Origin of the sequence: Rhizobium lusitanum (assembly GCF_014189535.1) — a bacterium.
In the GTDB taxonomy this organism is placed as follows: Bacteria; Pseudomonadota; Alphaproteobacteria; order Rhizobiales; family Rhizobiaceae; genus Rhizobium; species Rhizobium lusitanum_C.
The window spans coordinates 1,021,122-1,043,936 of the sequence record NZ_CP050308.1; the positions used below are offsets into that span (position 1 = coordinate 1,021,122).

Annotated in this window: 18 protein-coding genes; 8 read left to right on the forward strand and 10 right to left on the reverse strand. The window is 59.7% G+C overall.

Going from position 1 to position 22,815, the window contains the following annotated elements:
• Window positions 1-9: 9 nt before the first annotated feature.
• Together recQ and dnaG are read right to left on the reverse strand one after the other, a co-directional pair.
• Window positions 10-1,890: a DNA helicase RecQ gene (gene recQ / locus HB780_RS18725; protein ID WP_183694855.1), complete on the reverse strand. Its 1,881-nt coding sequence runs from the start codon at window positions 1,888-1,890 to the stop codon at window positions 10-12.
• 7 nt (window positions 1,891-1,897) lie between these two features.
• Window positions 1,898-3,892 (reverse strand): DNA primase, encoded by a 1,995-nt coding sequence (gene dnaG, locus HB780_RS18730; protein ID WP_183694858.1) that lies wholly within the window; start codon window positions 3,890-3,892, stop codon window positions 1,898-1,900.
• A 563-nt stretch (window positions 3,893-4,455) separates the two neighbouring features.
• On the opposite strand from dnaG, the gene HB780_RS18735 reads away from it, so the two are divergent.
• On the forward strand, window positions 4,456-4,698 hold the full coding sequence (locus tag HB780_RS18735) for a hypothetical protein (protein WP_183694861.1): 243 nt from the start codon (window positions 4,456-4,458) through the stop codon (window positions 4,696-4,698).
• 201 nt (window positions 4,699-4,899) lie between these two features.
• Here HB780_RS18735 and HB780_RS18740 read toward each other — a convergent pair whose 3' ends face one another.
• A complete protein-coding gene (locus tag HB780_RS18740; protein ID WP_183694864.1) occupies window positions 4,900-5,352 on the reverse strand; it encodes a GatB/YqeY domain-containing protein in 453 nt (150 codons plus the stop codon).
• Between the two features lie 308 nt (window positions 5,353-5,660).
• Here HB780_RS18740 and carA point away from each other — a divergent pair, with 308 nt between their 5' ends.
• Window positions 5,661-6,869, forward strand: a complete 1,209-nt coding sequence (gene carA, locus HB780_RS18745) for a glutamine-hydrolyzing carbamoyl-phosphate synthase small subunit (protein ID WP_183694866.1) — start codon at window positions 5,661-5,663, stop codon at window positions 6,867-6,869.
• Between the two features lie 93 nt (window positions 6,870-6,962).
• Here the strand turns inward: carA and HB780_RS18750 are convergent, their stop codons facing one another.
• The 4 genes from HB780_RS18750 to ypfJ all read right to left on the reverse strand — a co-directional run bounded on the left by HB780_RS18750 (window position 6,963) and on the right by ypfJ (window position 11,682).
• Window positions 6,963-7,535: an EVE domain-containing protein gene (locus tag HB780_RS18750; RefSeq protein WP_183694870.1), complete on the reverse strand. Its 573-nt coding sequence runs from the start codon at window positions 7,533-7,535 to the stop codon at window positions 6,963-6,965.
• A gap of 97 nt (window positions 7,536-7,632) precedes the next feature.
• Window positions 7,633-9,030, reverse strand: coding sequence for an MATE family efflux transporter (locus HB780_RS18755; RefSeq protein WP_183694873.1), 1,398 nt, complete (start codon window positions 9,028-9,030; stop codon window positions 7,633-7,635).
• A 149-nt stretch (window positions 9,031-9,179) separates the two neighbouring features.
• The gene (locus HB780_RS18760; protein ID WP_183694876.1) at window positions 9,180-10,436 is read right to left on the reverse strand and encodes a TCR/Tet family MFS transporter; all 1,257 of its coding nucleotides are present in this window, start codon (window positions 10,434-10,436) and stop codon (window positions 9,180-9,182) included.
• A 316-nt stretch (window positions 10,437-10,752) separates the two neighbouring features.
• Window positions 10,753-11,682 carry a KPN_02809 family neutral zinc metallopeptidase gene (gene ypfJ / locus HB780_RS18765; protein ID WP_183694878.1) on the reverse strand — a complete coding sequence of 310 codons (930 nt, stop codon included), beginning with the start codon at window positions 11,680-11,682 and terminating at the stop codon, window positions 10,753-10,755.
• Between the two features lie 488 nt (window positions 11,683-12,170).
• Here ypfJ and carB point away from each other — a divergent pair, with 488 nt between their 5' ends.
• The 3 genes from carB (at window position 12,171) to HB780_RS18780 (ending at window position 17,450) form a co-directional block, all read left to right on the forward strand.
• Window positions 12,171-15,656, forward strand: coding sequence for a carbamoyl-phosphate synthase large subunit (gene carB / locus HB780_RS18770; RefSeq protein WP_183694881.1), 3,486 nt, complete (start codon window positions 12,171-12,173; stop codon window positions 15,654-15,656).
• A gap of 240 nt (window positions 15,657-15,896) precedes the next feature.
• Complete coding sequence (greA, locus tag HB780_RS18775; RefSeq protein WP_183694884.1) at window positions 15,897-16,373, forward strand: transcription elongation factor GreA; 477 nt, start codon at window positions 15,897-15,899, stop codon at window positions 16,371-16,373.
• 6 nt (window positions 16,374-16,379) lie between these two features.
• Entirely contained in the window at window positions 16,380-17,450 is a 1,071-nt protein-coding gene (locus HB780_RS18780; protein WP_183694887.1) for a glycosyltransferase family 4 protein, read from the forward strand.
• 9 nt (window positions 17,451-17,459) lie between these two features.
• Here HB780_RS18780 and HB780_RS18785 read toward each other — a convergent pair whose 3' ends face one another.
• From HB780_RS18785 to HB780_RS18795, 3 genes are read right to left on the reverse strand one after another with little or no spacing between them, the layout of a single operon-like run.
• Window positions 17,460-18,374 (reverse strand): glycosyltransferase family 92 protein, encoded by a 915-nt coding sequence (locus HB780_RS18785; protein WP_183694890.1) that lies wholly within the window; start codon window positions 18,372-18,374, stop codon window positions 17,460-17,462.
• Between the two features lie 18 nt (window positions 18,375-18,392).
• Window positions 18,393-19,301 carry a glycosyl transferase gene (locus HB780_RS18790; RefSeq protein WP_183694892.1) on the reverse strand — a complete coding sequence of 303 codons (909 nt, stop codon included), beginning with the start codon at window positions 19,299-19,301 and terminating at the stop codon, window positions 18,393-18,395.
• Between the two features lie 4 nt (window positions 19,302-19,305).
• On the reverse strand, window positions 19,306-19,773 hold the full coding sequence (locus HB780_RS18795; RefSeq protein WP_007701565.1) for an Lrp/AsnC family transcriptional regulator: 468 nt from the start codon (window positions 19,771-19,773) through the stop codon (window positions 19,306-19,308).
• 241 nt (window positions 19,774-20,014) lie between these two features.
• Here HB780_RS18795 and trxB point away from each other — a divergent pair, with 241 nt between their 5' ends.
• From trxB to HB780_RS18810, 3 genes are all read left to right on the forward strand, one after another.
• Entirely contained in the window at window positions 20,015-20,989 is a 975-nt protein-coding gene (trxB, locus tag HB780_RS18800; protein WP_183694895.1) for a thioredoxin-disulfide reductase, read from the forward strand.
• A 23-nt stretch (window positions 20,990-21,012) separates the two neighbouring features.
• Window positions 21,013-21,909 carry a LysR family transcriptional regulator VtlR gene (locus HB780_RS18805; RefSeq protein WP_183694898.1) on the forward strand — a complete coding sequence of 299 codons (897 nt, stop codon included), beginning with the start codon at window positions 21,013-21,015 and terminating at the stop codon, window positions 21,907-21,909.
• A gap of 566 nt (window positions 21,910-22,475) precedes the next feature.
• Window positions 22,476-22,769 carry an ArsR/SmtB family transcription factor gene (locus HB780_RS18810; protein WP_183694901.1) on the forward strand — a complete coding sequence of 98 codons (294 nt, stop codon included), beginning with the start codon at window positions 22,476-22,478 and terminating at the stop codon, window positions 22,767-22,769.
• Window positions 22,770-22,815 lie beyond the last annotated feature (46 nt).

Genomic DNA, 22,815 nt, shown 5'->3' on the forward strand with positions numbered 1-22,815 from the left:
GCCCAAACGTCACCGGTCGGCAAAATCCTTGATGACCTTCAAAAACGCATCCCCGTAGCGCTCCAGCTTCGCCTGTCCGACGCCTGAGATCCCAAGCAGAGCGTCGCGGCTCGTCGGCCGTTCCGTCGCAAAGGCAATCAAGGTCGTATCCGGGAAAACGACATAGGGCGGCACTCCGAGCGCCTTGGCGATCTTCGTGCGCTCCGCTCTCAGAGCGTCGAACAAAGGCTGTGCCTCGCCGGAAAGGCCCGATTCCCGTTTTTCCATCCGCGCACCCTTCTTGGTGCGACGGCCCGATTCCGGCCGGTCCTTGCGGAAGAAGACCTGACGTTCGTGCTTGAACACGGCCTTTGCCTCCGGCTCCAGCTTCATGGCGCCAAAGGCGGTATGGTCGACGCTGATGAAGCCGTTTGCCAACAGTTGCCGGAAGACGGATTGCCAGGTGCGGGAGGGAATATCCTTGCCGGCCCCGAAAACCGGCATGTTGACATGACCGAAGCGCTCGGTCTTTTCGTTGACCGTGCCCATCAGCACATCGATGACATGGCCGGTGCCGAAGCGCTCGCCGGTGCGATAGACGGCGGCCAGCGCCTTGATCGCCGCTTCCGTCCCGTCCCAGGTCTCGACCGGCTTCAGGCATGTATCGCAATTGCCGCAGCCGCCAGCATGCGCCTCGCCGAAATGCCCAAGGATCGCCTGTCGCCGGCAGCCAGCCGTTTCGCAGACCGCAAGCAGCGCATTGAGCTTCCCGCGCTCGACGCGCTTGATCTCCGGCGCCGCGTTGCCCTCATCAATCATCCGCCCCCGCTGGATGACGTCGGCCATGCCGTAAGCCATCCAGACCTCGGACGGCAGCCCGTCGCGTCCGGCGCGGCCTGTCTCCTGATAATAGGCCTCGATGGAGCCAGGCAGATCGAGATGGGCGACATAGCGCACATTCGGCTTGTCGATACCCATGCCGAAGGCTACCGTCGCCACCAGGCAAAGATCTTCTTCCTTCAAAAATGCGTCCTGATTGGCATCGCGAACCGAGCGGTCCATGCCGGCATGATAGGCAAGCGCGCGAACGCCCTGCCCGTTCAGCCATTCCGCAGTATCTTCGACCTTGGCCCGCGACAGGCAATAGACAATGCCGCTATCGCCACGATGGCCATCGAGAAAGCGCAACAACTGCTGGCGCGGCTGGTCACGCTCGACAATCTCATAGGCAATGTTCGGTCGATCGAAGCTGGTGGTGAAAACCTGGGCATTGTCGAGCCCCAGCCTTTCGATGATATCGTCGCGCGTATGCGGATCCGCCGTTGCCGTCAGGGCGATGCGCGGCACATTGGGAAAGAGTTCCGCAAGCTTGCCGAGATCGCGATATTCCGGCCGGAAATCATGTCCCCATTGCGAGACGCAATGCGCCTCATCGATCGCGAACAGGGCAATCTTCGCCCTGGCGATCATCTGCTGGAATCCATCGGTCAGGATGCGCTCGGGCGTGACATAGAGCATATCGAGCGTGCCGCTGGAGACGGCGCGATAGATATCGCTCGCTTCCTCACGCGACAAAGATGAATTCAATGCCGCCGCGCGGATACCAAGCTGCTTCATCGCCTCGACCTGATCGCGCATCAGGGCGATCAGCGGCGAGACGACGATGCCGATGCCATCGCGGCAAAGGGCCGGAATCTGGAAGCACAGCGACTTGCCAGCCCCGGTCGGAAACAGCACCACCGCGTCGCCGCCGGCCACGACATGCTCGACCACCTGCTGCTGCTTGCCGCGAAAGGCCGGGTAGCCGTAGACCCGCTTGAGGATGTCGAGCGGCGCCATTCCGGAACTGCGCTCCGCAAATAGCGCATCGTCGGCGGAAAACCGCGGTTCCTGTCTATCCGGCTGTGACATCTATCCCCTACTTCCCTGCGGGTCCTTTGATACGGCCGGAAAGCACCCCGAAGCCGTCAATGATCGCTTCCTGGTTTTCCAGCCGCAAGGCTTCGAGCTGCACTTCCTGCAAAGCGCGCATCAACTGTTCGATGAGTTCGCCGTCACCCTCTTCCGTCGCCTCGGCAACGGCGCGCTCCAGCTCGATCTTGTGCCAGCGCAGCGCCTTCGAGCGCTTGTGGAGCGCAAGCGCCTGGCGATAGCCCTCGCGCGCATCCTCCATCGCCGCTTCCTCGGTCGCCGTCCACAGGCGGGCATTGCGCACCTGCTGGTCGAGCGTCTTCAGCAATGCGGCGAAACCCTGCTCTTCCAGCTGTTCGATCAATCGCTCTCGGCTAAGCTGCTGAGCCGATATGGTTGCCGCCGCTCCGAGCATGGCAGACCATAGGCGCTGCAATTCGCGGCTCTCGTAGTCGATCGCGGCGATCTCATCATATTCGTCTTGCAACAGCAGCGGATGATTGACGATTGTCACCGCCAGCACGCTTTCGCGCAGGCCCGGAACGTCCAGATGACCCTTGATCATGCCCGAACGTGTCAAACGATCCGTCGCCTTCGTGCTGACCGCCACCGGCCGATTGCCGCCCTGTCCACTACGGCCGCCGAAGGAACGACCGTTGCCGTCGCGGGAAAAGCCGCGCCCCTGTTGATTGTCGTTGCGCCGGAACTGCGGCTGGAACAGGCCGTTCAATCGGTCGCGAATATCCTGCTGATAGTGACGGCGGACATTTTCATCAGCGATAACCGCGATCATCTGCTTCAGTCGGGCTTCGAGCTCCGCACGCGCTTCCGGCGTATCGAAAGTGCCGTTGCTGGTTTCGCGGCTCCAGATCATCTCCGCCAACGGCTTTGCCTGCGCCAACACCTTGTCGAAGGGCGCGCGGCCATCGTGGCGGACGAGATCGTCCGGATCCTTGCCGTCGGGCAACAGCGCGAAACGAACCGTGCGGCCGGGCTTGATATGCGGCAGCGCCAGATCGGCAGCACGATTGGCGGCACGAATGCCGGCGCCGTCACCATCGAAGCAGAGCACAGGCTGCGGCGTCATCTTCCACAGAAGATCAAGCTGGTTCTCCGTCAGCGCCGTGCCGAGCGGTGCGACGGCATTCTCGACGCCGGCCTGATGCAGCGCGATGACGTCCATATAGCCTTCGACGGCGATGATCGTCCCGCTGCCATCGCTGCCCTGTGAGGCACGCCGCGCACGGGTGAAATTATAGAGCACATTGCCCTTGTGAAAGAGCTCGGTCTCGTTGGAATTGAGATACTTCGCCGGCGCGTCCGCGGACATCGCCCGGCCGCCGAAGGCAATCACCTTTTCGCGGGAAGACAGAATCGGAAACATGATGCGGTCGCGGAAGCGATCGTAGGAGACAGGAATATCCGGACCATGCACCACGAGACCGCAGGCTTCGATCTGTTCTTTGCCAACATCCTTGCCGGCCAGAAATTCCTTCAGCGCATTGCGGCTCTCCGGCGAGTAACCCAGACGAAAGGTGTCGATGGTGCGGCCGGTCAGTCCGCGATCACGCAGATAGGCGCGCGCCCTCGCCCCGTTTGCCGTCTGTAGCTGATCCTGAAAGAACTGTGTCGCCATCTCCATGACGTCGAGCAGCGAAGTGCGTTCCTTTTCGCGCTTCGCCTCCATCGGATCGGCGATCGGCATGGGAACGCCGGCCATATCGGCAATCTGCTGCACGGCTTCAGGAAAGCTCAGTCCTTCGAGGTCGGTCAGGAAGCGGAAATGATCGCCGGTGACGCCGCAGCCGAAGCAATGATAACGGCCCTTGCGGTCCTCGCAGTGGAAGCTTGGCGATTTTTCACCGTGGAACGGGCAGCAGGCCCAATAATCGGCCCGCGGCACATTTGTCTTGCGCCGATCCCACGTCACACGGCGGCCGATCACGTCCGAAATGGGAACGCGGTCGCGAATCTCGTCGAGAAACGTATTGGAAAATCGCATAATTACCTCTGGCTTGCCCCCTTATAAGCAGGAACAGCGCGCATTGCCACGAGGAACCCTTCACCACGCCCGCTATTCACAGCCCATCGGGCATGGGCCGAAACTCCATCACTTCGATCACAAGACCGTGATTGCATCGGCGTTGTTAATGTCCTCACATCCGCCTGAAAAGCGATTTTGACATCGCTGATGACGGAAGCCACAGCGACTCCGAGCGACCTTTGTACGCACCGAAAATACAGCTCCTCCGTGTAAGAAAAGTGATGGAAAGCAACTGCTTGCCTACAACTACGGCTGGGGAGAAGAGAGTGCGGCAACACCCGCCGCAACCATTGGCCGAAGATCGGGGCGCGCGCGATCTTCCCTGTTGGTGGCACATTTGCGGCACAGTTCGTAAGCCAAACATTATTTTTTTGTAATTTGATTGTTCGCGTGCAGCGCAATAGCTTTCATCTCAAGGGACGAGACAAGCCGGCGAACTAAAAATGGTTCGCGACGCGACATGCCTAGACGCCCCGACGAACAGGAAGCCAAAGGTACAGGTTTTCAGTTTAGGAGATAAAATGCGCGTTCTGCTGGTACCCTTTGCCGCCGCCGCTCTCTTCGCCACAGCTAACTATAGCTCGGCAACGATGACGGATGGCGCAGCACCTGTGGCAGCCACAAACGTGCTCTATACCGGCGCTGGCTACCAGCTTCCGGTCGATATTAAAGTTCCGGCTCTAAAGGCCGGTGTGAAAGTTCAAATATCCTGGCTGGAATCGCAAGGCATGGAATTGCCGCAACAGGTCAGGATCACCAGATAAGATTTTACCTATCCCCAGGTGAGGCACCATCCCTACCCCCGGCGCCGCCTCACCTGGGTGCCTTTGCAATAGACGTTTGATTTTTGGGCCCCACCCTGCGTTATCAAACGGCTGCAAAGCGCAAGAAGGCAGGAGCTCCCCCAGCTCCTGCCTTCTCTATTTTGGGCCTATTGCAGAATAAAATATCGAGAATCGAACGGCTTACTTCAGCAGTTCTTTCAGGATCGCCGAAGCCTTGGCGAAGTCCATCTGTCCGGCATAGCGCTCGCGCAGCGCCGCGACGCACTTGCCCATGTCCTTCAGGCCCTGGGCGCCGAGTTCCGCGATGACGGTGACGCAGATCTCGCGAACCTTATCCTCGGAGAGCTGTTCCGGCATGAAGCCCTGGATCACCGTGATTTCCTCACGTTCCTTCTGAGCCAACTCCGGACGGTCGCCATCGGTATACATCTTCACCGACTCATCGCGCTGCTTGATCATCTTGGCGAGCAGCTGCAGGATTTCGTCGTCGCTTGCCTGTTCTTTGCCCAGACCACGATTGGCAATGTCCTTGTCCTTGATACCGGCCAGGATCAGGCGCACGGTCGAAAGCCTAGCCGCATCCTTGGCCCTCATGGCATCTTTCTGGGCGTTGGAAAGCGTTTCGCGGATCATGTCTTTAACTCCCTAAGCAGGCCGGCGACGATCGCCCAGCCTCTCATTTCATGTTGCCAGTCTCATAGACCATGAGCAGCGATCAATGCAATTGCGTGCCTGCGGCCGAAACTCGGCGAATTCCTTGGCGGGAAACGAAAACGGCGCATTGACCGGAACGCCTTGTTTGGCTATGTCCAACACCTGCACATTAGATCGATATTAAGGTCTCAAGCCGCGACGCATGTCGCTGGCTGCAATCTGCGACAAACATGGCGGAAGCCCCCGGCCTTTTCAAGGCCGCGCATGACGCCGGAAACGGGATGACAATGACCGCCACAGCTCCATGGACAATTGAAAAGCCGAGTGCCCTGCTCGTTCTCGCAGACGGCACCGTGATCGAAGGCAAGGGCATCGGCGCGACCGGCAAGGTCCAGGCCGAAGTCTGCTTCAACACGGCGCTGACAGGTTACGAGGAGATCCTGACCGACCCCTCCTATCTCGGCCAGATCGTTACTTTCACCTTCCCCCACATCGGCAACGTCGGCACCAATGAAGAAGACGTCGAAGACCTGACGCCCGCCGCCCGGCACGGCGCCGTCGGCGTGATCTTCAAGGCCGATGTCACCGAGCCTTCGAACTACCGCGCCGCCAAGCATCTCGACCAATGGCTGAAGGCGCGCGGCATCATCGGCATGTACGGCATCGACACCCGCGCACTGACCGCCTGGATCCGTGAAAACGGCATGCCCAACGGCGTCATCGCCCACGACCCGAACGGCGTCTTCGATATCGACCAGCTGAAGGCGGACGCCAAGGCCTGGAGCGGCCTCGAAGGCCTCGACCTCGCCAAGGTCGCCACCTCCGGCCAGTCGTCGCAATGGTCGCAGACACCCTGGATCTGGAACGAAGGCTACGGCGAGCTGAAGGCCAGCGATGCCAAGTATCACGTCGTCTGTCTCGACTACGGTGTGAAGCGCAATATCCTGCGCCTCTTTGCCGGCCTCGACTGCAAGGTCACCGTGCTGCCGGCAACCGCATCCACCGATGATGTGCTGGCGCTGAAGCCGGACGGCATCTTCCTGTCGAACGGCCCCGGCGATCCGGCCGCGACCGGCCAATACGCCGTGCCCGTCATCAAGGATCTGCTGAAGACGGAAATCCCGTTGTTCGGCATCTGCCTTGGCCACCAGATGCTCGGTCTCGCACTCGGTGCCAAGACCGCAAAAATGCATCAGGGTCATCATGGCGCCAACCATCCGGTCAAGGATCACACGACGGGCAAGGTCGAGATCGTCTCGATGAACCACGGCTTCGCGGTCGACGCGAGCACGCTGCCGGAAGGCGTTGAAGAGACTCACGTTTCGCTCTTCGACGGCACCAATTGCGGCCTGCGCCTTTCCGGCAAGCCGGTCTTCTCGGTACAGCACCACCCGGAAGCCTCTCCGGGCCCGCAGGACAGCCACTACCTCTTCCGCCGCTTCGTCAATCTGGTGCGCGAGAAGAAGGGCGAGCCGGCTTTGGCCGAGCGCGCATAAGCAGCGCCGCCATCACCATCGTGTAAAACAAAAGCCCCGGATTGATCATCAATCTGGGGCTTTCGTCTTTAAGAATGCACGATACCGCTTTGATCAGGCCTGCAAGCGGCGGCGCCTGACCTCTTCCAGTTCGCTCGTGAGGATTTCCTGCAGGAACTCGAAATCGGATTCACTGAACGGAACCAGGCCAAATCTCAGTTTGTAACCCCAGTTCTTGTCCTGGGTAAAATCGAGCCAGTCCAGCAGAGGGCGGATCGGTTGTTCGGGCACATCAAGCCAATCGACATCCCGGCGAAACGCCTTGCCGCATGCCATCTCGCCCTGATAGGGCTCGCCATCGCGGACATATCCGATCGCCGTGAAGCTCTTAAATCCGTCCTTGTCGCCCATGGCCACCGAGGGGGAATAATAGACCACGCCGTCGCCCGGCTTGATGCGCTTCAGCGGCCCCTGCTTGCCGTGATTGACCTGCATGAAGCCTTGTGCCCGCCCATGCCGGACGTGCGCGGCACAGGCAACAGCCAACCAATACGACTTTACCGCCGGCCGCTCGCGCCGAACCGACGCATCGGAACGCGGCAGCATGTGCACGACGGCGTCATGGTTGACATGTCCATCCTGCGAGAAAAGCGTGGCCTGACTACGATCGCTTGCATTGTATGTCATGGTCGTCTCCCATCAAATTGGTATGACGCCAATATACGGGAACATGCTGCCAATATCTGTCAGCAGTCTTCTCGCCAAAACGCAAAAAAGACCGGCACTAGCCGGCCGTTTTCTCCGAGCGCACCAGAATGTAAAACCGCACGCAAAGCATCACCGAGGCCGAGGCCAGTCCCAGGAGGAAGCCGAGCCAGATGCCGACGCCACCGAAGCCGAGAGGGAAGGCAAGCAGCCAGGCCAGGAAGAAGCCGATCGGCCAATAGGCGATCAGCGCCAGGATCATCGGAACGCGCGCATCCTTCAGGCCCCGCAACAGACCGCTGGCAATTGCCTGCAAACCATCGACCAGCTGGAACAGGCCCGCAACGACGATCAGCGGCGCCGCATAGGCAAGCACCTGCGGTGCCTCGGCCGAGGTCACGTCGAGAAACCAGCTTCCGAACCACGTTGGCATGGTGGCAAACAGGACACTGCCCAACAGCGAGATGCAGCTCGAAACGATGAGCACGACGATCGCCGCGCGCGTCAGACCAACGTAATCCCCCTGCCCATGCGCGACGCCGACCCGAACGGTCGCCGCCTGACTGAGGCCGAGCGGGATCATGAAGGCGATCGAGGCCCATTGCAGCGCGATGCCGTGAGCAGCGAGCTCGATCGTGCCGATCTGCCCCATCAAGAGCGACGCCACCGTGAACAGGCTGACCTCGGCCAGAACCGTGATGCTGATCGGAAAACCGAGACGAACCACGTCCCACAATGCATGCCAGTCGGGCCGCCAAAGGCGAACGAAAATTTCATAACGGCGCGTCTTTTCGCGGCTCTGAACGAAGGCGACGATGAACAGGAAGCCTGCCGTCTGCACCGCCACCGAAACGATGGCAGCGCCGTGCAGCCCGAGCGCCGGCATGCCGAAGTGGCCAAGCACCAGTCCGTAGGCAAGTATCGCGTTCATCACCAGCATGGCGATGGTGACATAGAGAATGACGCGGGCCATGCCGATCGCGCTCACCAGCGCGCGTATGACGTTATAAAGTAGCCCCGGCAACACGGCGTAATGACCAATGGCGATATATTCGCTGGCAAGCCTTGCCACATCGGGCTTCTGTCCGGCAGCCAACAGGATCTGCTCGGAATAAAAGAAGGCCGGCTGCGTCAATAGCCAAAAGGCAGTGACGACCCAGATGCCCATGCGCAGCGCCCGGCGCACCGAGATGACATCGCCTTGACCATAGGCCTGCGCCACAAGCGGCACGACGGCGATGGAAAAACCGGAACCGAAAATCTGGATGGTGAACAGGAATTGCGCAGCCAGAACCATGGCGGCCAACTGCTCGGCGCCGAGACGACCGACGATCATCACATCCGTGGTGTTGATACCGAGCTGCGCCAGCTGGGCACCGATCAGCGGGATGCCAAGCGCCAGGGTGGCGCGGACATGCGCTGACCACGAATTGTCATTGTCGTGCGCGAACGGGCGCGCAGTTGCCGGCATATCCATCTTGAAAACTCGATTTTAAGAGACGCGCAAATCGCTCCTACCCAAGGATGCGCGAGCCTGCCGCCTTAGCGCAACTTCAACAAAAAAGCCAGTTGGCAAAGCTAAGATGCTAAAGAATTCATCAGATCATCAAAATATCTGATGATTATTTAGGCCACCTCTTGAGCCGCCGATTCCACCACGGCTTTCGGCTCATCCTTGCGCACCTTGACGACGAAGATGATCACCGCGGTCAGGATCAGGATCGCCGACATGATGAAGGGGGCACCGGCAAAAGTGACGGGTGCTTCCGGCGCGGTGAAAAAGCGAAACAGATAGGGAAACAGCAGTGGTCCGATGATCGCCGTGATGCTGGTAAGGCTGCCGAGAGCGCCTTGCAACTCCCCCTGCGCCGACGGCGACACCTTGCTTGCGGCGATAGAGCGTAACGGCGCATCCGCAACGTTTTCGATCACCGTCAGGATGATAACCGCATAGACCATCCAGCCATGCCAGGCGAAGGCATAACCCACCAAGCCGATGCCGGAAAAGGCAAGTCCCAACACCACGGTTTTCCATTCGCCGAGCACCGGCACAATGCGAGGCAGGACCAGCCCCATAACCAGCGCCATGCCAATGCCGTAGGTGCCGAGCGAAATGCCGATCTCCAACGACGTCCAGTCATAGCGATAGGAAGAGACAAAGGACCAGACAGCCGGAAAGACGCCATGCGCCAGCCAGTTGAAGAACATCACGACGAAGATCCAGCCGAGCCCCTGATAGCGACGCACCTGCCGCAGAGCACCGAACGGACTGGCGCGCCAGAGCTCGAAACGGCGACGGTTCTTCGCCTCAAGTGTTTCCGGCAGCAGGAAATAGGCGCCAATAAAATTCAGCAGTGCCAGCACGGCCGCGCCATAAAAAGGTGCGCGCGGACCGAATTCACCGAGGAAGCCGCCAATGACCGGCCCGAGCACGAAACCGACGCCAAAGGCCATGCCGATCAGGCCGAAATTCTTCGCCCGGTTCTGGTCATTGCTGATGTCGGCGATATAGGCGGAACATGTCGAGAAACTTGCACCGCTGATACCGGCCAGGATGCGGCCGGCGAACAATATCCAATAGGTTCCGGCGATGGCGCAGATGAAATTGTCGATCGCAAAGGTCAGCACGGAGGCAAGCAGGATCGGGCGGCGGCCGAAGCGATCGCTCAAATTACCGACCAGCGGCGAAAACAGAAACTGCATCGCGGCATAAGCAAGCAGCAGCCAACCGCCATCGGTGGCCGCCTCGCTGACCGAAGCGCCCGTCAGCTCTTCCAGATATTGCGGCAACACCGGCATGATGATGGCGAGGCCCATGACATCAAGGAAGAGAATAATAAAGACGAGCAACAAGCCGCGGCGTGCGAATTTCTGGTCGATCATGGAGTTTGCCTTTTGGTGGCCCTATCTTCATGAAGAGACAGAACGTGAACGAAAAACCGGTGCGTCCCCAATACCTAAAGATTTCACCCGAAACAATCCGTGAACGCTTCAATCTTTCTGATTTATCGACCGATTTTTTTGATCTTTCGCTCTTTGGATGCCGGCCGCCCCAGGCGTCCGCCTTCACTCTAGCGTCGGAAAATCGACCCGGCTCCAAGCACTGCAAGAGGGTTGAAGCGAGGCACAAACGATGCGGCCGATCGTCATCTCCCCGCCCCTTCGATAGATTGAGGAGCGGGAAGAACGGGTTGAGATCTCAAACCGGGTTGTTCAGGGTGTCGCAATCGCTGAGCTTGCCGGAATCGAAGCCCTGCTTGAACCATTTCATACGCTGCGCCGAAGTGCCGTGGTTGAAGCTGTCGGGAACGACATAGCCCTGGCTGCGCTTCTGCAGCGTATCGTCGCCGATCTGTTGCGCGGCATTCAGCGCCTCTTCGAGGTCGCCTTGCTGCAGAATGCCCTTCTGCTGCGTGAACTTGCCCCAGATACCGGCAAAGCAATCGGCTTGCAGTTCGATGCGCACAGACATCTTGTTGGCGTCCACCTCGCTCATGGTCTGGCGAGCCTGATTGAACTTCGGCAGGATGCCGAGCAGGTCCTGAACATGGTGGCCGACTTCATGCGAAATCACATAGGCCTGCGCGAAATCGCCGGAGGCGCCGAACTGATCCTTCATCTGCTGGAAGAACGCCATGTCGAGATAGACCTTCTGGTCGCTCGGGCAATAAAAAGGCCCGGTCGCCGCCGAGGCCGTGCCGCAAGCCGAAGGGAAACTGCCTGAAAACAGCACCAGCTTCGGATCGGTATAGGTCTGGCCCATGGACTTGAAGATGCCGGTCCAGGTGTCTTCGGTATCGGCGAGCACCGTAGCCACAAACTGCTTCATCTCGTCATTGGCCGGCGCGGTGGTACCGCCGCTGTTGTCACTCTGCTGATAGCCGGGGGAGCTGGAGCCGCCAGTCAAGGCGCCGCTCTGCTGCAGCAACCCGATGACGTCGACGCCCATGGCTCTCAGTATCAGGAAGATCACCACCAGGACGATGATGGTGCGGAAGCTCAAGCCGCCGCCCCCTAGGCCGCCACCGGGAAAGCGGAACCCGCCGCCACCGAGAGGCCCGCCTCCTGTCGGCGAGGAACCGCGTTCGTCCTCGATATTGTCCGATTGCCGACGTCCCTTCCAGTCCATGGTGCACCTCCGGGCGATACGTTGAATCGATAGTGTTTAATACACTTATATATCGAGGAAGGGAGGCAACGCCAGTTCTCCGTGAGAGCTTCATCAAATCAAATGTCGGCGCTTCCTTACTTGCACAAATGGCGAGCCAAACGAGGAAGGTCGCTATCGATAGACCATAACAAACGACGGCGGCGCGTCACCGATAAAGGCGACCTCATAAAAGGCTGAAGGGCGACAATGGCAAGCTTTTTTGTGGTGACGCATGACGGCCCGGCAATCCCGGTAAGCCACCCCTATGCCGAGGATGTACGACGACGCTTTGGATAGAAGCAGCGGGAGCTGTCGATTCCTGTCGATTCCGCGATTTATGGGGTTCCGTTTATAGATACATTTGCCTATAAGCCGCTTCTAGCCTGAAAAGACTTGACCATGCGCACCGGCCGGTGATCTCCCACCCTGGCCGGCTTTTCGCGCAACAAGAAAACGGATGAGAGCCCATGCCGAAGCGCCTAGATATCAAATCGATCCTCATTATCGGTGCAGGACCGATTGTTATCGGCCAGGCTTGCGAATTCGATTACTCGGGCACACAGGCCTGCAAGGCGCTGCGCGAAGAAGGCTACCGCGTCATCCTCGTCAACTCCAACCCGGCAACGATCATGACCGATCCGGGCCTGGCGGACGCGACTTATGTCGAGCCGATCACCCCGGAAGTGGTCGCCAAGATCATCGCCAAGGAGCGCCCCGATGCGCTGCTGCCGACGATGGGCGGCCAGACGGCGCTGAACACCGCGCTCTCGCTGAAGCGCATGGGCGTACTCGACCGCTACAATGTCGAGATGATCGGCGCCAAGCCGGCCGCCATCGACATGGCCGAAGACCGCGCCCTCTTCCGCGAAGCCATGGCTCGCATCGGCCTCGAAACACCGCGCTCGATGCTGGCGAACGCCACCGATATCAAGGACGCCGACCGCAAGACGCATGAGGCCGAGCGCAGCAAGCTGAAGGCCTCTCTTTCCGGCGCAGCACTCGACAAGGCGCTCGACGAGCTTGAGAACCAGTGGAACCTCGGTGAAAGCGACCGCAAGCAGCGTTACATGAGCCATGCCATGGCAATCGCCGCCCAGGCGATCGACCATGTTGGCCTGCCCGCCATCATCCGCCCCTCCTTTACCCTCGGCGGCACCGGCGGCGGCATCGCCTATAACCGCTCCGAATTCTTCGAAATCGTCGGCGGCGGCCTCGATGCTTCGCCAACCACGGAAGTGCTGGTCGAGGAATCGGTGCTCGGCTGGAAGGAATATGAGATGGAAGTGGTCCGCGACACAGCGGACAACTGCATCATCATCTGCTCGATCGAAAACATCGACCCCATGGGCGTCCATACCGGCGATTCGATCACCGTTGCGCCGGCGCTGACGCTGACCGACAAAGAATATCAGATCATGCGTAACGCCTCGATCGCGGTTCTGCGCGAGATCGGCGTCGAGACCGGCGGCTCGAACGTGCAGTTCGCCGTCAACCCGGAGGACGGCCGCCTGGTCGTCATCGAAATGAACCCGCGCGTGTCGCGCTCCTCCGCACTTGCATCGAAGGCCACGGGCTTCCCGATCGCCAAGATCGCCGCCAAGCTTGCCATCGGCTATACGCTGGACGAGCTGGAAAACGACATTACCGGCGGCGCGACACCCGCCTCGTTCGAACCGTCGATCGACTACGTCGTCACCAAGATCCCGCGGTTCGCCTTCGAGAAATTCCCCGGCGCCTCGCCTGTCCTGACCACCGCGATGAAGTCGGTCGGCGAAGTCATGGCGATCGGCCGTACCTTTGCGGAATCGCTGCAGAAGGCGCTCCGTGGCCTCGAAACCGGCCTCACCGGCCTCGATGAAATCGAAATTCCCGGCACCGAAGAAGGCGAAGGCAGCCGCAACGCCATCCGCGCCGCGATCGGCACGCCGACGCCCGACCGTCTGCGCATGGTCGCCCAGGCGCTGCGCGTCGGCCTCAGCCCGGAAGAGGTGCACGAAGGCTGCAAGATCGACCCTTGGTTCATCGCACAGCTGAAGAGCATCGTCGACATGGAGGCCCGCATCCGCGAACAAGGCCTACCGGAAGACGCGACCAACCTGCGCATGCTGAAGGCGATGGGTTTCTCCGACGCCCGTTTGGCGACACTGACGAACAAGCGCCCGAAGGAAGTGGCCGAACTGCGCAACAGCCTGAACGTTCGCCCGGTCTTCAAGCGCATCGACACTTGCGCGGCCGAATTCGCCTCGCCGACCGCCTATATGTATTCGACCTATGAGACGCCCTTCGTCGGCGCCGCCCGCTCGGAAGCGCAGGTCTCGGACCGCAAGAAGGTCGTCATCCTCGGCGGCGGCCCGAACCGTATCGGCCAAGGCATCGAGTTCGACTATTGCTGCTGCCACGCTGCCTTCGCTCTGAAGGATGCCGGCTATGAAGCGATCATGATCAACTGCAACCCGGAAACCGTTTCGACCGACTACGACACGTCCGACCGGCTCTATTTCGAGCCTCTGACCGCCGAAGACGTCATCGAAATTCTCCGCGCGGAGCAGGAAAACGGCGAACTGGTCGGCGTCATCGTGCAGTTCGGTGGCCAGACGCCGCTGAAGCTCGCCGAAGCGCTCGAAAAGAACGGCATCCCGATCCTCGGCACGGCACCTGACGCGATCGATCTTGCCGAAGACCGCGACCGTTTCCAGAAGCTTCTGATGAAGCTCGACCTCAACCAGCCGAACAACGGCATTGCCTATTCGGTGGAGCAGGCCCGCCTCGTCGCCTCCGAAATCGGCTTCCCGCTGGTCGTGCGCCCGTCCTACGTGCTTGGCGGCCGCGCCATGCAGATCATTCATTCGGAAAGCATGCTGCAGACCTACCTGCTCGACACCGTGCCCGAACTGGTCCCGGAAGACATCAAGCAGCGCTATCCGAACGACAAGACCGGACAGATCAACACCCTGCTCGGCAAGAACCCGCTTCTGTTCGACAGCTACCTCGCCAATGCGATCGAAGTCGACGTCGACTGCTTGTCCGACGGCACAGACGTCTACGTTGCCGGCATCATGGAGCACATCGAGGAAGCCGGCATCCACTCCGGCGACTCGGCCTGCTCGCTACCGCCGCGCACACTGTCGCCTGCCATGCTCGACGAACTGGAACGCCAGGCAAAAGCCATGGCGAAGGCGCTCAATGTCGGCGGCCTGATGAACGTGCAGTTCGCCATCAAGGACGGCATCGTCTACGTGCTCGAAGTCAACCCGCGCGCCTCGCGTACCGTGCCCTTCGTCGCCAAGACCATCGGCGCGCCGATCGCCAAGATCGCCGCCCGCGTCATGGCCGGCGAAAAGCTGGACGCGGTCTTTGCCGCCTATGGTGGAAAGCCCGACCCGCGCAAGCTGAAGCACATCGCCGTCAAGGAAGCCGTCTTCCCCTTCGCCCGTTTCCCCGGCGTCGACATTCTACTCGGACCGGAAATGCGCTCGACTGGCGAAGTCATTGGTCTGGATACGGATTTCGCGCTGGCCTTCGCCAAATCACAGCTCGGCGCCGGAGTCGAACTGCCGCGTGACGGAACAGTCTTCGTGTCCGTCCGCGACGACGACAAGCCGCGCGTCCTGCCCGCCATCCGCATGCTGACCGAACTGGGCTTCAAGGTGCTCGCCACTGGTGGCACCCAGCGTTATCTGGCCGAACAGGGCATTGCCGCCACCAAGATCAACAAGGTGCTGGAAGGCCGTCCGCATATCGAGGACGCCATTCGCAACCGGCAGGTCCAGCTCGTCATCAACACGACCGACAGCAACAAGGCGATCTCTGATTCGAAGTCTCTACGCCGCGCGACGCTGATGCAGAAGGTGCCCTACTACACCACAATGGCCGGCGCCGAAGCCGCCGCCATGGCGATCAAGGCACTCAAGGCCGGCAGCCTCGAAGTCCGGACTCTGCAGAGCTATTTCTGAGGCAAACGAGGCTCGCGGCCGCTGCTTCCGAGCTCCCGGTCGTTGATTGTGTAAAACTGGCTTTGGCGGGTGCTGACCAAGATCAGCCTCGCCATAAGTCTTCGAATTTTCTGGAAATCGACTGTCGCAATCTGCTATAGATGACAGAACAATGGCTCAACATGGTTCCGAAGTACCGCTTCGGGACCTGTTTTCTTTGTGTTTGCGACAGGGCAACACAGGGAGTGAAGGACAAGAAAAATGGTTGAAAAGGTACCGATGACACAGAACGGGTTCGTCAAGCTGCAGGAAGAACTGCGCTGGCGCCAGCAGGAAGAACGCCCGCGAATCATCGAAGCGATTTCGGAAGCCCGTGCCCATGGCGATCTTTCCGAAAACGCCGAGTACCACGCTGCCAAGGAAGCCCAGAGCCACAATGAAGGCCGCGTCGGCGAACTCGAAGACCTGACGGCACGCGCCGAAGTCATCGACCTCTCCAAGATGTCCGGCTCGAAGATCAAGTTCGGCGCCAAGGTGAAGCTCATCGACGAGGACACCGAGGAAGAGAAGAACTATCAGATCGTTGGCGACCAGGAAGCCGACGTGAAGGCCGGCCGTATCTCGATTTCGTCACCGATCGCCCGCGCGCTGATCGGCAAGGAAGTCGGCGATTCCATCGAGGTCAACGCCCCCGGCGGCGCCAAGGCCTATGGAATCCTCTCCATCACCTGGGGCTGATCGCCCGTGCGTGACCGCGAGATATCGCACTCAAGCGATCTCAGCGAGATCGAGGTCATCGCCACGAACTTCAAACGCCGGCTTTCCGGCGTTACCTCCACCATCGTGCAGCTCATCCCGAAGCAGATCGAGCTTGGCTGCCATATCGTCACGCTTGGCCCGGGCTTGCCGGAAGATTTGCCGAGGCTCGGCTGGGCGCGGCTTCCTGGCCTCTGGCTGAGGCCACGTCGCCATCGCGCCCGCGTCTGGCATGCCCGCCGCAACAATGAGATGCTGGTCGGACTGCTCTTACGCTCCGTGCTGCGCATGCCGCTGAAACTGGTCTTCACCTCGGCGGCCCAGCGCCGCCACACCGGCTATACGCGCTGGCTGATCCGCCGCATGGACGCGGTGATCGCCACCAGCACCCGCTCCGGCAGTTTCCTTGAGGTGCCTCACACTGTCATTCAGCATGGTGTCGACCTCAACCTGTTTCATCCGCCGGAAGTGCCCGACGACCGCATGGCCGCCAGCGGCCTACCTGGCACCTACCTGGTCGGCTGCTTCGGCCGCGTCCGCCATCAGAAGGGCACCGATCTCTTCGTCAAGGCGATGATCGAGCTTCTGCCACGCTATCCGGACTGGACGGCCGTCATCTGCGGCCGTGTGACCACTGAGCATCGCGGCTTTGCCGACGAACTGGTGAAGATGGTGGCCGCTGCCGGCCTCACTGAGCGCATCCGCTTTCTGGGTGAAGTCGATAGCGTCAGGCCCTGGTATCGCCGCGCGACGCTTTATGTCGCCCCTTCCCGCAATGAAGGTTTCGGACTGACCCCGCTGGAGGCCATGGCCTCGCGCACGGTGGTCGTCGCCTCCGACGCAGGCGCCTATGCCGAGATGATCGTGCCGGAAGAAACCGGCGCGGTCGTGCCCGCCGGCGACGGAGAGGCGCTGACCAAGGCAATCGCCTTCTATCTGGCCAATCCGGAACAGGCGATCCAGCAGGGTGAAAATGCCGTGCGCCACGTCCGCGGCGAATTCGCCCTGGAAAAGGAAGCGACAGCGATCGGCGATATCTATCGGCAATTGCTCGGCTGAGCGGCCGGGCTATTGACCGAGATCGATGCGGTTGCGCTCGACGAAATCGATCATCGCCCGATCCTCAACCACATCCTCCTCGATGCTTTTGACGATCGACAAAACCTTGTCCCGATATTTGGTCGGCGAGGTGTCGTACGCCCATCCGCGCGCCAGCTTCGCCATCAGCTCCTCGCGGGATTTGGTGTAATAGTGATTGAGCTGCAGAAACCGGTTCGAATAGAACTCCGGCGATTTCCGCGCCCGGCGCGTGAAGCGCTTTCCCGCGTCGTTCGCCGTGAGATCACCGAATTCGCGGGTCTGGAACTGATGCACGCTGACTTCCGTCACCTCGCAGGGATCGACGATGCATTTGAAGTTGCGGACATCTTCCTTTGATGTCATCGGATCAGCGCCGCGCATCGTGTAGTTCAGCGTCAGCGGACCGCCGGGAGGCGTCGCATGGCCGCTGGTGGCAAACATGTGCCAGGGTAGCGAGACATTCGGGAAGCCTCCTACTGCCTCGAGCGCCTGCTCGACGGTGTGCCCTTCCTTCGGCAGTAGAAATTCGTCGACATCGATGAAGGCCATCCAGCGGTAGGCGCCGCCGAAATTGAGGATGGCATGGGCAAAGACAATAACCTGGCCATTCAGCGTCGTGCCGGTGGCAACATCCTTCATCCGCCCGGCCCAGGGGATGATTGTCAGCGTGTCGGCATCGAGGAGATCGCGCAGAATTGCACAAGTCTCATCCGTCGAGCCGTTATCGTAGATATGGAAGTGGCGAATACCGACGGCGCGATGGAAACGCACCCATTCCCCGATGTAGCGCGCCTCATTCTTGACGCAGACGGCGATAGCGATCCCGTGCCGGCCCTCTTGAGGCTGCGGCGGATCGATGGCCAGTTTCTTGGCATCGGCAGTCTTAGGTTTCAGCCAACCCATGCGTCCGTTCCCTGCAACTCAGATCGTCGATGCGGCGGCGAACCTGTCATCATAGCCGAACCCATGTTTCAATAGCGCCGAAACCGGCGAATAATTGACAAATGTCACGCCTCGCTCCAAGGCGATTTCCCTTGCCAGAACAAAATGTTCCAGTATCCGGCCCTCGGCTCGCGCGATGCCGGAAAAGGCGGCTTCATCGCTCGTCTCATAAAAACGTGGCTCGCCGGCATTGGAAATGTCGATCCCGAGGAAGCCGATCGTTTTAGGCGCACAATAAAGCGCGAACTGCAGCGCCGATACGGCGACCGAGCCTCCCTGGAAAACACCCAGATCCGGCGCAAAGGAGAAACCAGCAGTGCCAGCGGCGTTGAGCCGAACAAAATCGAGCTTGCCGATATCGTCTGTGAGACGGCGCCGGGCGCCATAGGGCTTACTGATATTGTCTATCAGAATAACCGTCTTGTCCGACAACCAACGGCTATCCAGCTCCGAAATCGCCCTGAGCACGGGGACTGAAAACAGGCAGATCGTACCGGGCTTGATCCTGCGCCGCATCATCTCCGAATGCCGCCAGACGAAACGCTCATCCTCCACCGCAACGGCAAGCGGCGCGGCGATCTGCTCGCCGATCAATCCGATGGCACCGTTGAGCAGGATGGCGCTATCTTTCTCCAGGCTCGTCAGATCGCTGTCGCGGATCGATGGGCCGGAACCGACGATGTAGATGTTGTCGCTCGCCCCGTCGCGCAACCGATCGCTATTCGAGAGATCGGCGATCTTGGTGCGGTGGTAAAACACCTCCCCCACGCCGCTCTTGCGCACGATATTGAGCCCTGGAAACCAGTCCTGCGCATGAACGCGTGAGCTTCCGAGCAGCACGCGCGCGCCCAGCTTGACCAGCGTTCGGTGCCAGGGACGGTCCACCATGTCCTTAGAGCTCCACGAGACCGAGTTTTTTCACCTGCCGAATGGTCAGCATGGTGCGGACCGTATCGACATGCTCGTTGGCCGTCAGCACTTCGATGACGAAGTCCTGGAAGCGGGTGAGATTTTCCGCAACGCAATGCAGCAAGAAATCGCTGTCGCCGGACACCATCCAGGCCTGGCGCACGAGCGGCCACTCCGCCGTGGCACTTGCGAAAGCCTTGAGATTGGCCTCCGACTGATGCTTGAGGCCAACCATGCAAAAAGCAACGAGGTCAAAGCCGAGCCTCGGGCTGTTCAGCATGGCATGATAGCCCTCGATGATGCCGGCTTCTTCCAGCTTGCGCACCCGGCGCAGACAGGGCGGCGCGGATATGCCGACTCGATCGGCCAACTCGACATTGGTCATCCGTCCGTCGCGCTGGAGTTCCCGCAGAATCTTTATATCGATGGCGTCGAGTTCAGCTCGCAGCACTTTTGTTGCCTTTCTTTAATTCCCCATCGCCAGCTTCTATATAAAGCGAGGAAATTCGCAAGAAAGTTTCGCTTGCGTAACCGAATCTTACACAAAGCAGATTTGCTCTGTTGGTAATGCAAGGCTGCCCTTGAATAAATGCATGCGGCAATCATAAATGGGTCAGCAGATCGTGAAATCGCCTGCTTCGCCCATTTGAAGCTGAAATTCACGACGCGCTGAGATTGAAAGGACTTAAACTATGCCTGCCCGCCACACCAAGGTGCTCATCATCGGTTCCGGCCCCGCCGGCTATACGGCTGCCGTCTATGCCGCGCGCGCCATGCTGGAGCCAGTCCTGATCGCCGGCATGGAACAGGGCGGTCAGCTGATGATCACCACGGATGTCGAAAACTATCCGGGCTTTGCCGATCCGATCCAGGGCCCTTGGCTGATGGAACAGATGCTGCAGCAGGCCAAGCACGTCGGCGCCGAGATCGTCAACGATCTCGTGACCGAAGTCGACACCAATCAGCGCCCCTTCGTGGCGCGTACCGACAGCGGCCAGGTTTGGACCGCCGATACGCTGATCATCGCGACCGGCGCCAAGGCCAAGTGGCTCGGCATAGAGAGCGAACAGAAGTTCCAGGGCTTCGGCGTATCGGCTTGCGCTACCTGCGACGGCTTCTTCTATCGCAACAAGGATGTGATCGTGGTCGGCGGCGGCAACAGCGCCGTCGAGGAAGCGCTCTATCTCTCCAACATAACCAAATCGGTGACGGTGGTGCATCGCCGCGATTCCTTCCGCGCCGAAAAGATCCTGCAGGAGCGCCTGTTCGGCAAGTCGAACGTCAAGATTCTCTGGAACACCGAAGTCGCCGAAGTCACCGGAACACCGGCCAAGCCGCCGATGCCGCCATCGGTTTCCGGTGCGCGCCTGCGCGACATCCGCACGGGCGTCGTAACCGACGTGAGCATCGACGGCATTTTCGTCGCCATCGGCCATGCGCCGGCGACCGAACTGTTCAAGGGCAAACTGAAGCTCAAGGACAATGGCTACCTCTGGACCGCACCGGATTCGACTGCGACCAGCGTCGAAGGCATTTATGCCGCCGGCGACGTGACCGACGATACGTTCCGACAGGCGATCACCGCAGCGGGGATGGGCTGCATGGCCGCGCTCGAGGCGGAACGTTACCTGACTGGGCACATGCCCGTCGCCGTGGCTGCGGAGTGATATAGCCGATGAGGGGAAGCGGCATGCCATTGGACTGGGACAAGCTGCGTATTTTTCACGCGGCTGCCGAAGCGGGATCGTTCACGCACGCAGCCGACAAACTGCATCTGTCCCAATCCGCCATCAGCCGTCAGGTCAGCGCACTCGAGCAGGATGTCGGCATCAAGCTGTTTCATCGCCATGCTCGCGGGCTGATCCTGACCGAACAAGGCGAATTGCTTTACCGCACCGCACACGACGTTCTCCTGAAGCTCGAAACGGTCAAGATGCAATTGACCGAGACGACCGACAAGCCGAGCGGCAAGCTGCGTGTGACGACGACGGTCGGCCTCGGCCAGGGCTGGCTGACCGACAAGATCCAGGAGTTCCTGCAGCTCTATCCCGATATGCAGATCCAGCTGATCCTCGACAACGAGGAGCTGGACGTGAACATGCGTCATGCTGACTGTGCCATCCGCCTGCGCCAGCCGCAGCAATCGGATCTGATCCAGCGCAAGCTCTTCACCGTGCACATGCACGTCTATGCCGCCCCCTCCTATATCAACCGCCACGGCGAGCCGCAGTCGGTGGAGGATCTGGACGATCATCGCATCATCAGTTTCGGCGAGCCTGCGCCAAACTATCTGCTCGACGTCAACTGGCTGGAGATTGCCGGGCGCTCGTCGGACAACAAACGCATTGCGCATTTGCAGATCAACAGCCAGACCTCGATCAAGCGCGCCTGTCTGCTCGGCATCGGCATCGCTGTGCTGCCGGATTATATTGTGGGACGAGACCCCGGGCTCATTCAGCTCGCGATCAATGCCGACGTGCCGTCCTTCGACACATATTTCTGCTACCCCGACGAGATGAAAAATGCGGCCAAACTTAAGGTTTTCCGCGATTTTGTCGTCGCAAAGGCACGAAACTGGAACTTCTAATCCAACCTAAATGATTGGAAATTCAACACTTTTTTGATCTAATATATCAGCTAAGCGTATTTCGCATGGCTGATATGCACAAAACAGAGTTGAAGCATGCCCATTTAGACACCATATCGCACATAGCTGATGCACATGGTGGCTTTTCCTCCCAGTTCCACCGCATTGGCTGTTCCCCTCTGGAGGTTTTTAACCTTCATACCTATAGGGCCCTGGTTTACTCCGGAGGCCCTTTTTTTTGCCTTTTTGCGCCAGACGTCGCAAACGCATAACTGCCATGCACAAAAAAGCATTGCGCAGTGCACAAATTAGCATCATAACGCCCACAGCTGATGCACATGGTGGCTTTTCCTCCCAGTTCCACCGCATTGGCTGTTCCCCTCTGGAGGTTTTTGACCTTCACACCTATAGGGCCCTGGTTTATTCCGGTGGCCCTCTTTTTTGCCCATTTTCTAAGCACGCATCAAAATGCGTCGCGCAAAAATAATATCTCGTCTCACACCTTGATATATCGAAATCCGACGATACATAAATCGTCTACTTTCGATATTCGTGAGGTAAGTGCGATGGACAGGACTGAGATACTGAAGGCATTGGCCCACCCGGCCAGGCTCGAAATCCTCAATCACCTCAAGGATCCAAACACATATTTTCCCACTCAGGAGCACCCGCTGGAGCTGGGCGTCTGCGCTAGCCAGTTCGAGCGCTGCGGCCTATCGCAATCGACCGTCTCGGCCCACCTCGGCACATTGCTGCGCGCAGAGCTGGTAACCACTAAGCGCCTTGGCCAGTGGATCTTCTACAAGCGCAACGAGGAAACCATCGCCGAATTCCTCGCGACCTTGCAGAAGGAACTCTGACAATAGCCTTGGCTCTCTTCACCCTCACATCGAGCCCCTCCTCCAC

Bases quoted from the DNA above. Each gene is read 5' to 3' on its own strand.
- carA (WP_183694866.1), top strand. From the start codon at position 5,661: ATGACCGCCACAGCTCCATGGACAATTGAAAAGCCGAGTGCCCTGCTC.
- HB780_RS18805 (WP_183694898.1), top strand. From the start codon at position 21,013: ATGCCATTGGACTGGGACAAGCTGCGTATTTTTCACGCGGCTGCCGAA.
- HB780_RS18750 (WP_183694870.1), bottom strand. From the start codon at position 7,535: ATGACATACAATGCAAGCGATCGTAGTCAGGCCACGCTTTTCTCGCAG.
- HB780_RS18760 (WP_183694876.1), bottom strand. From the start codon at position 10,436: ATGATCGACCAGAAATTCGCACGCCGCGGCTTGTTGCTCGTCTTTATT.
- HB780_RS18810 (WP_183694901.1), top strand. From the start codon at position 22,476: ATGGACAGGACTGAGATACTGAAGGCATTGGCCCACCCGGCCAGGCTC.
- HB780_RS18755 (WP_183694873.1), bottom strand. From the start codon at position 9,030: ATGGATATGCCGGCAACTGCGCGCCCGTTCGCGCACGACAATGACAAT.
- HB780_RS18785 (WP_183694890.1), bottom strand. From the start codon at position 18,374: ATGGGTTGGCTGAAACCTAAGACTGCCGATGCCAAGAAACTGGCCATC.
- trxB (WP_183694895.1), top strand. From the start codon at position 20,015: ATGCCTGCCCGCCACACCAAGGTGCTCATCATCGGTTCCGGCCCCGCC.
- HB780_RS18790 (WP_183694892.1), bottom strand. From the start codon at position 19,301: ATGGTGGACCGTCCCTGGCACCGAACGCTGGTCAAGCTGGGCGCGCGC.
- dnaG (WP_183694858.1), bottom strand. From the start codon at position 3,892: ATGCGATTTTCCAATACGTTTCTCGACGAGATTCGCGACCGCGTTCCC.
- greA (WP_183694884.1), top strand. From the start codon at position 15,897: ATGGTTGAAAAGGTACCGATGACACAGAACGGGTTCGTCAAGCTGCAG.
- carB (WP_183694881.1), top strand. From the start codon at position 12,171: ATGCCGAAGCGCCTAGATATCAAATCGATCCTCATTATCGGTGCAGGA.
- HB780_RS18740 (WP_183694864.1), bottom strand. From the start codon at position 5,352: ATGATCCGCGAAACGCTTTCCAACGCCCAGAAAGATGCCATGAGGGCC.
- ypfJ (WP_183694878.1), bottom strand. From the start codon at position 11,682: ATGGACTGGAAGGGACGTCGGCAATCGGACAATATCGAGGACGAACGC.
- HB780_RS18735 (WP_183694861.1), top strand. From the start codon at position 4,456: ATGCGCGTTCTGCTGGTACCCTTTGCCGCCGCCGCTCTCTTCGCCACA.
- recQ (WP_183694855.1), bottom strand. From the start codon at position 1,890: ATGTCACAGCCGGATAGACAGGAACCGCGGTTTTCCGCCGACGATGCG.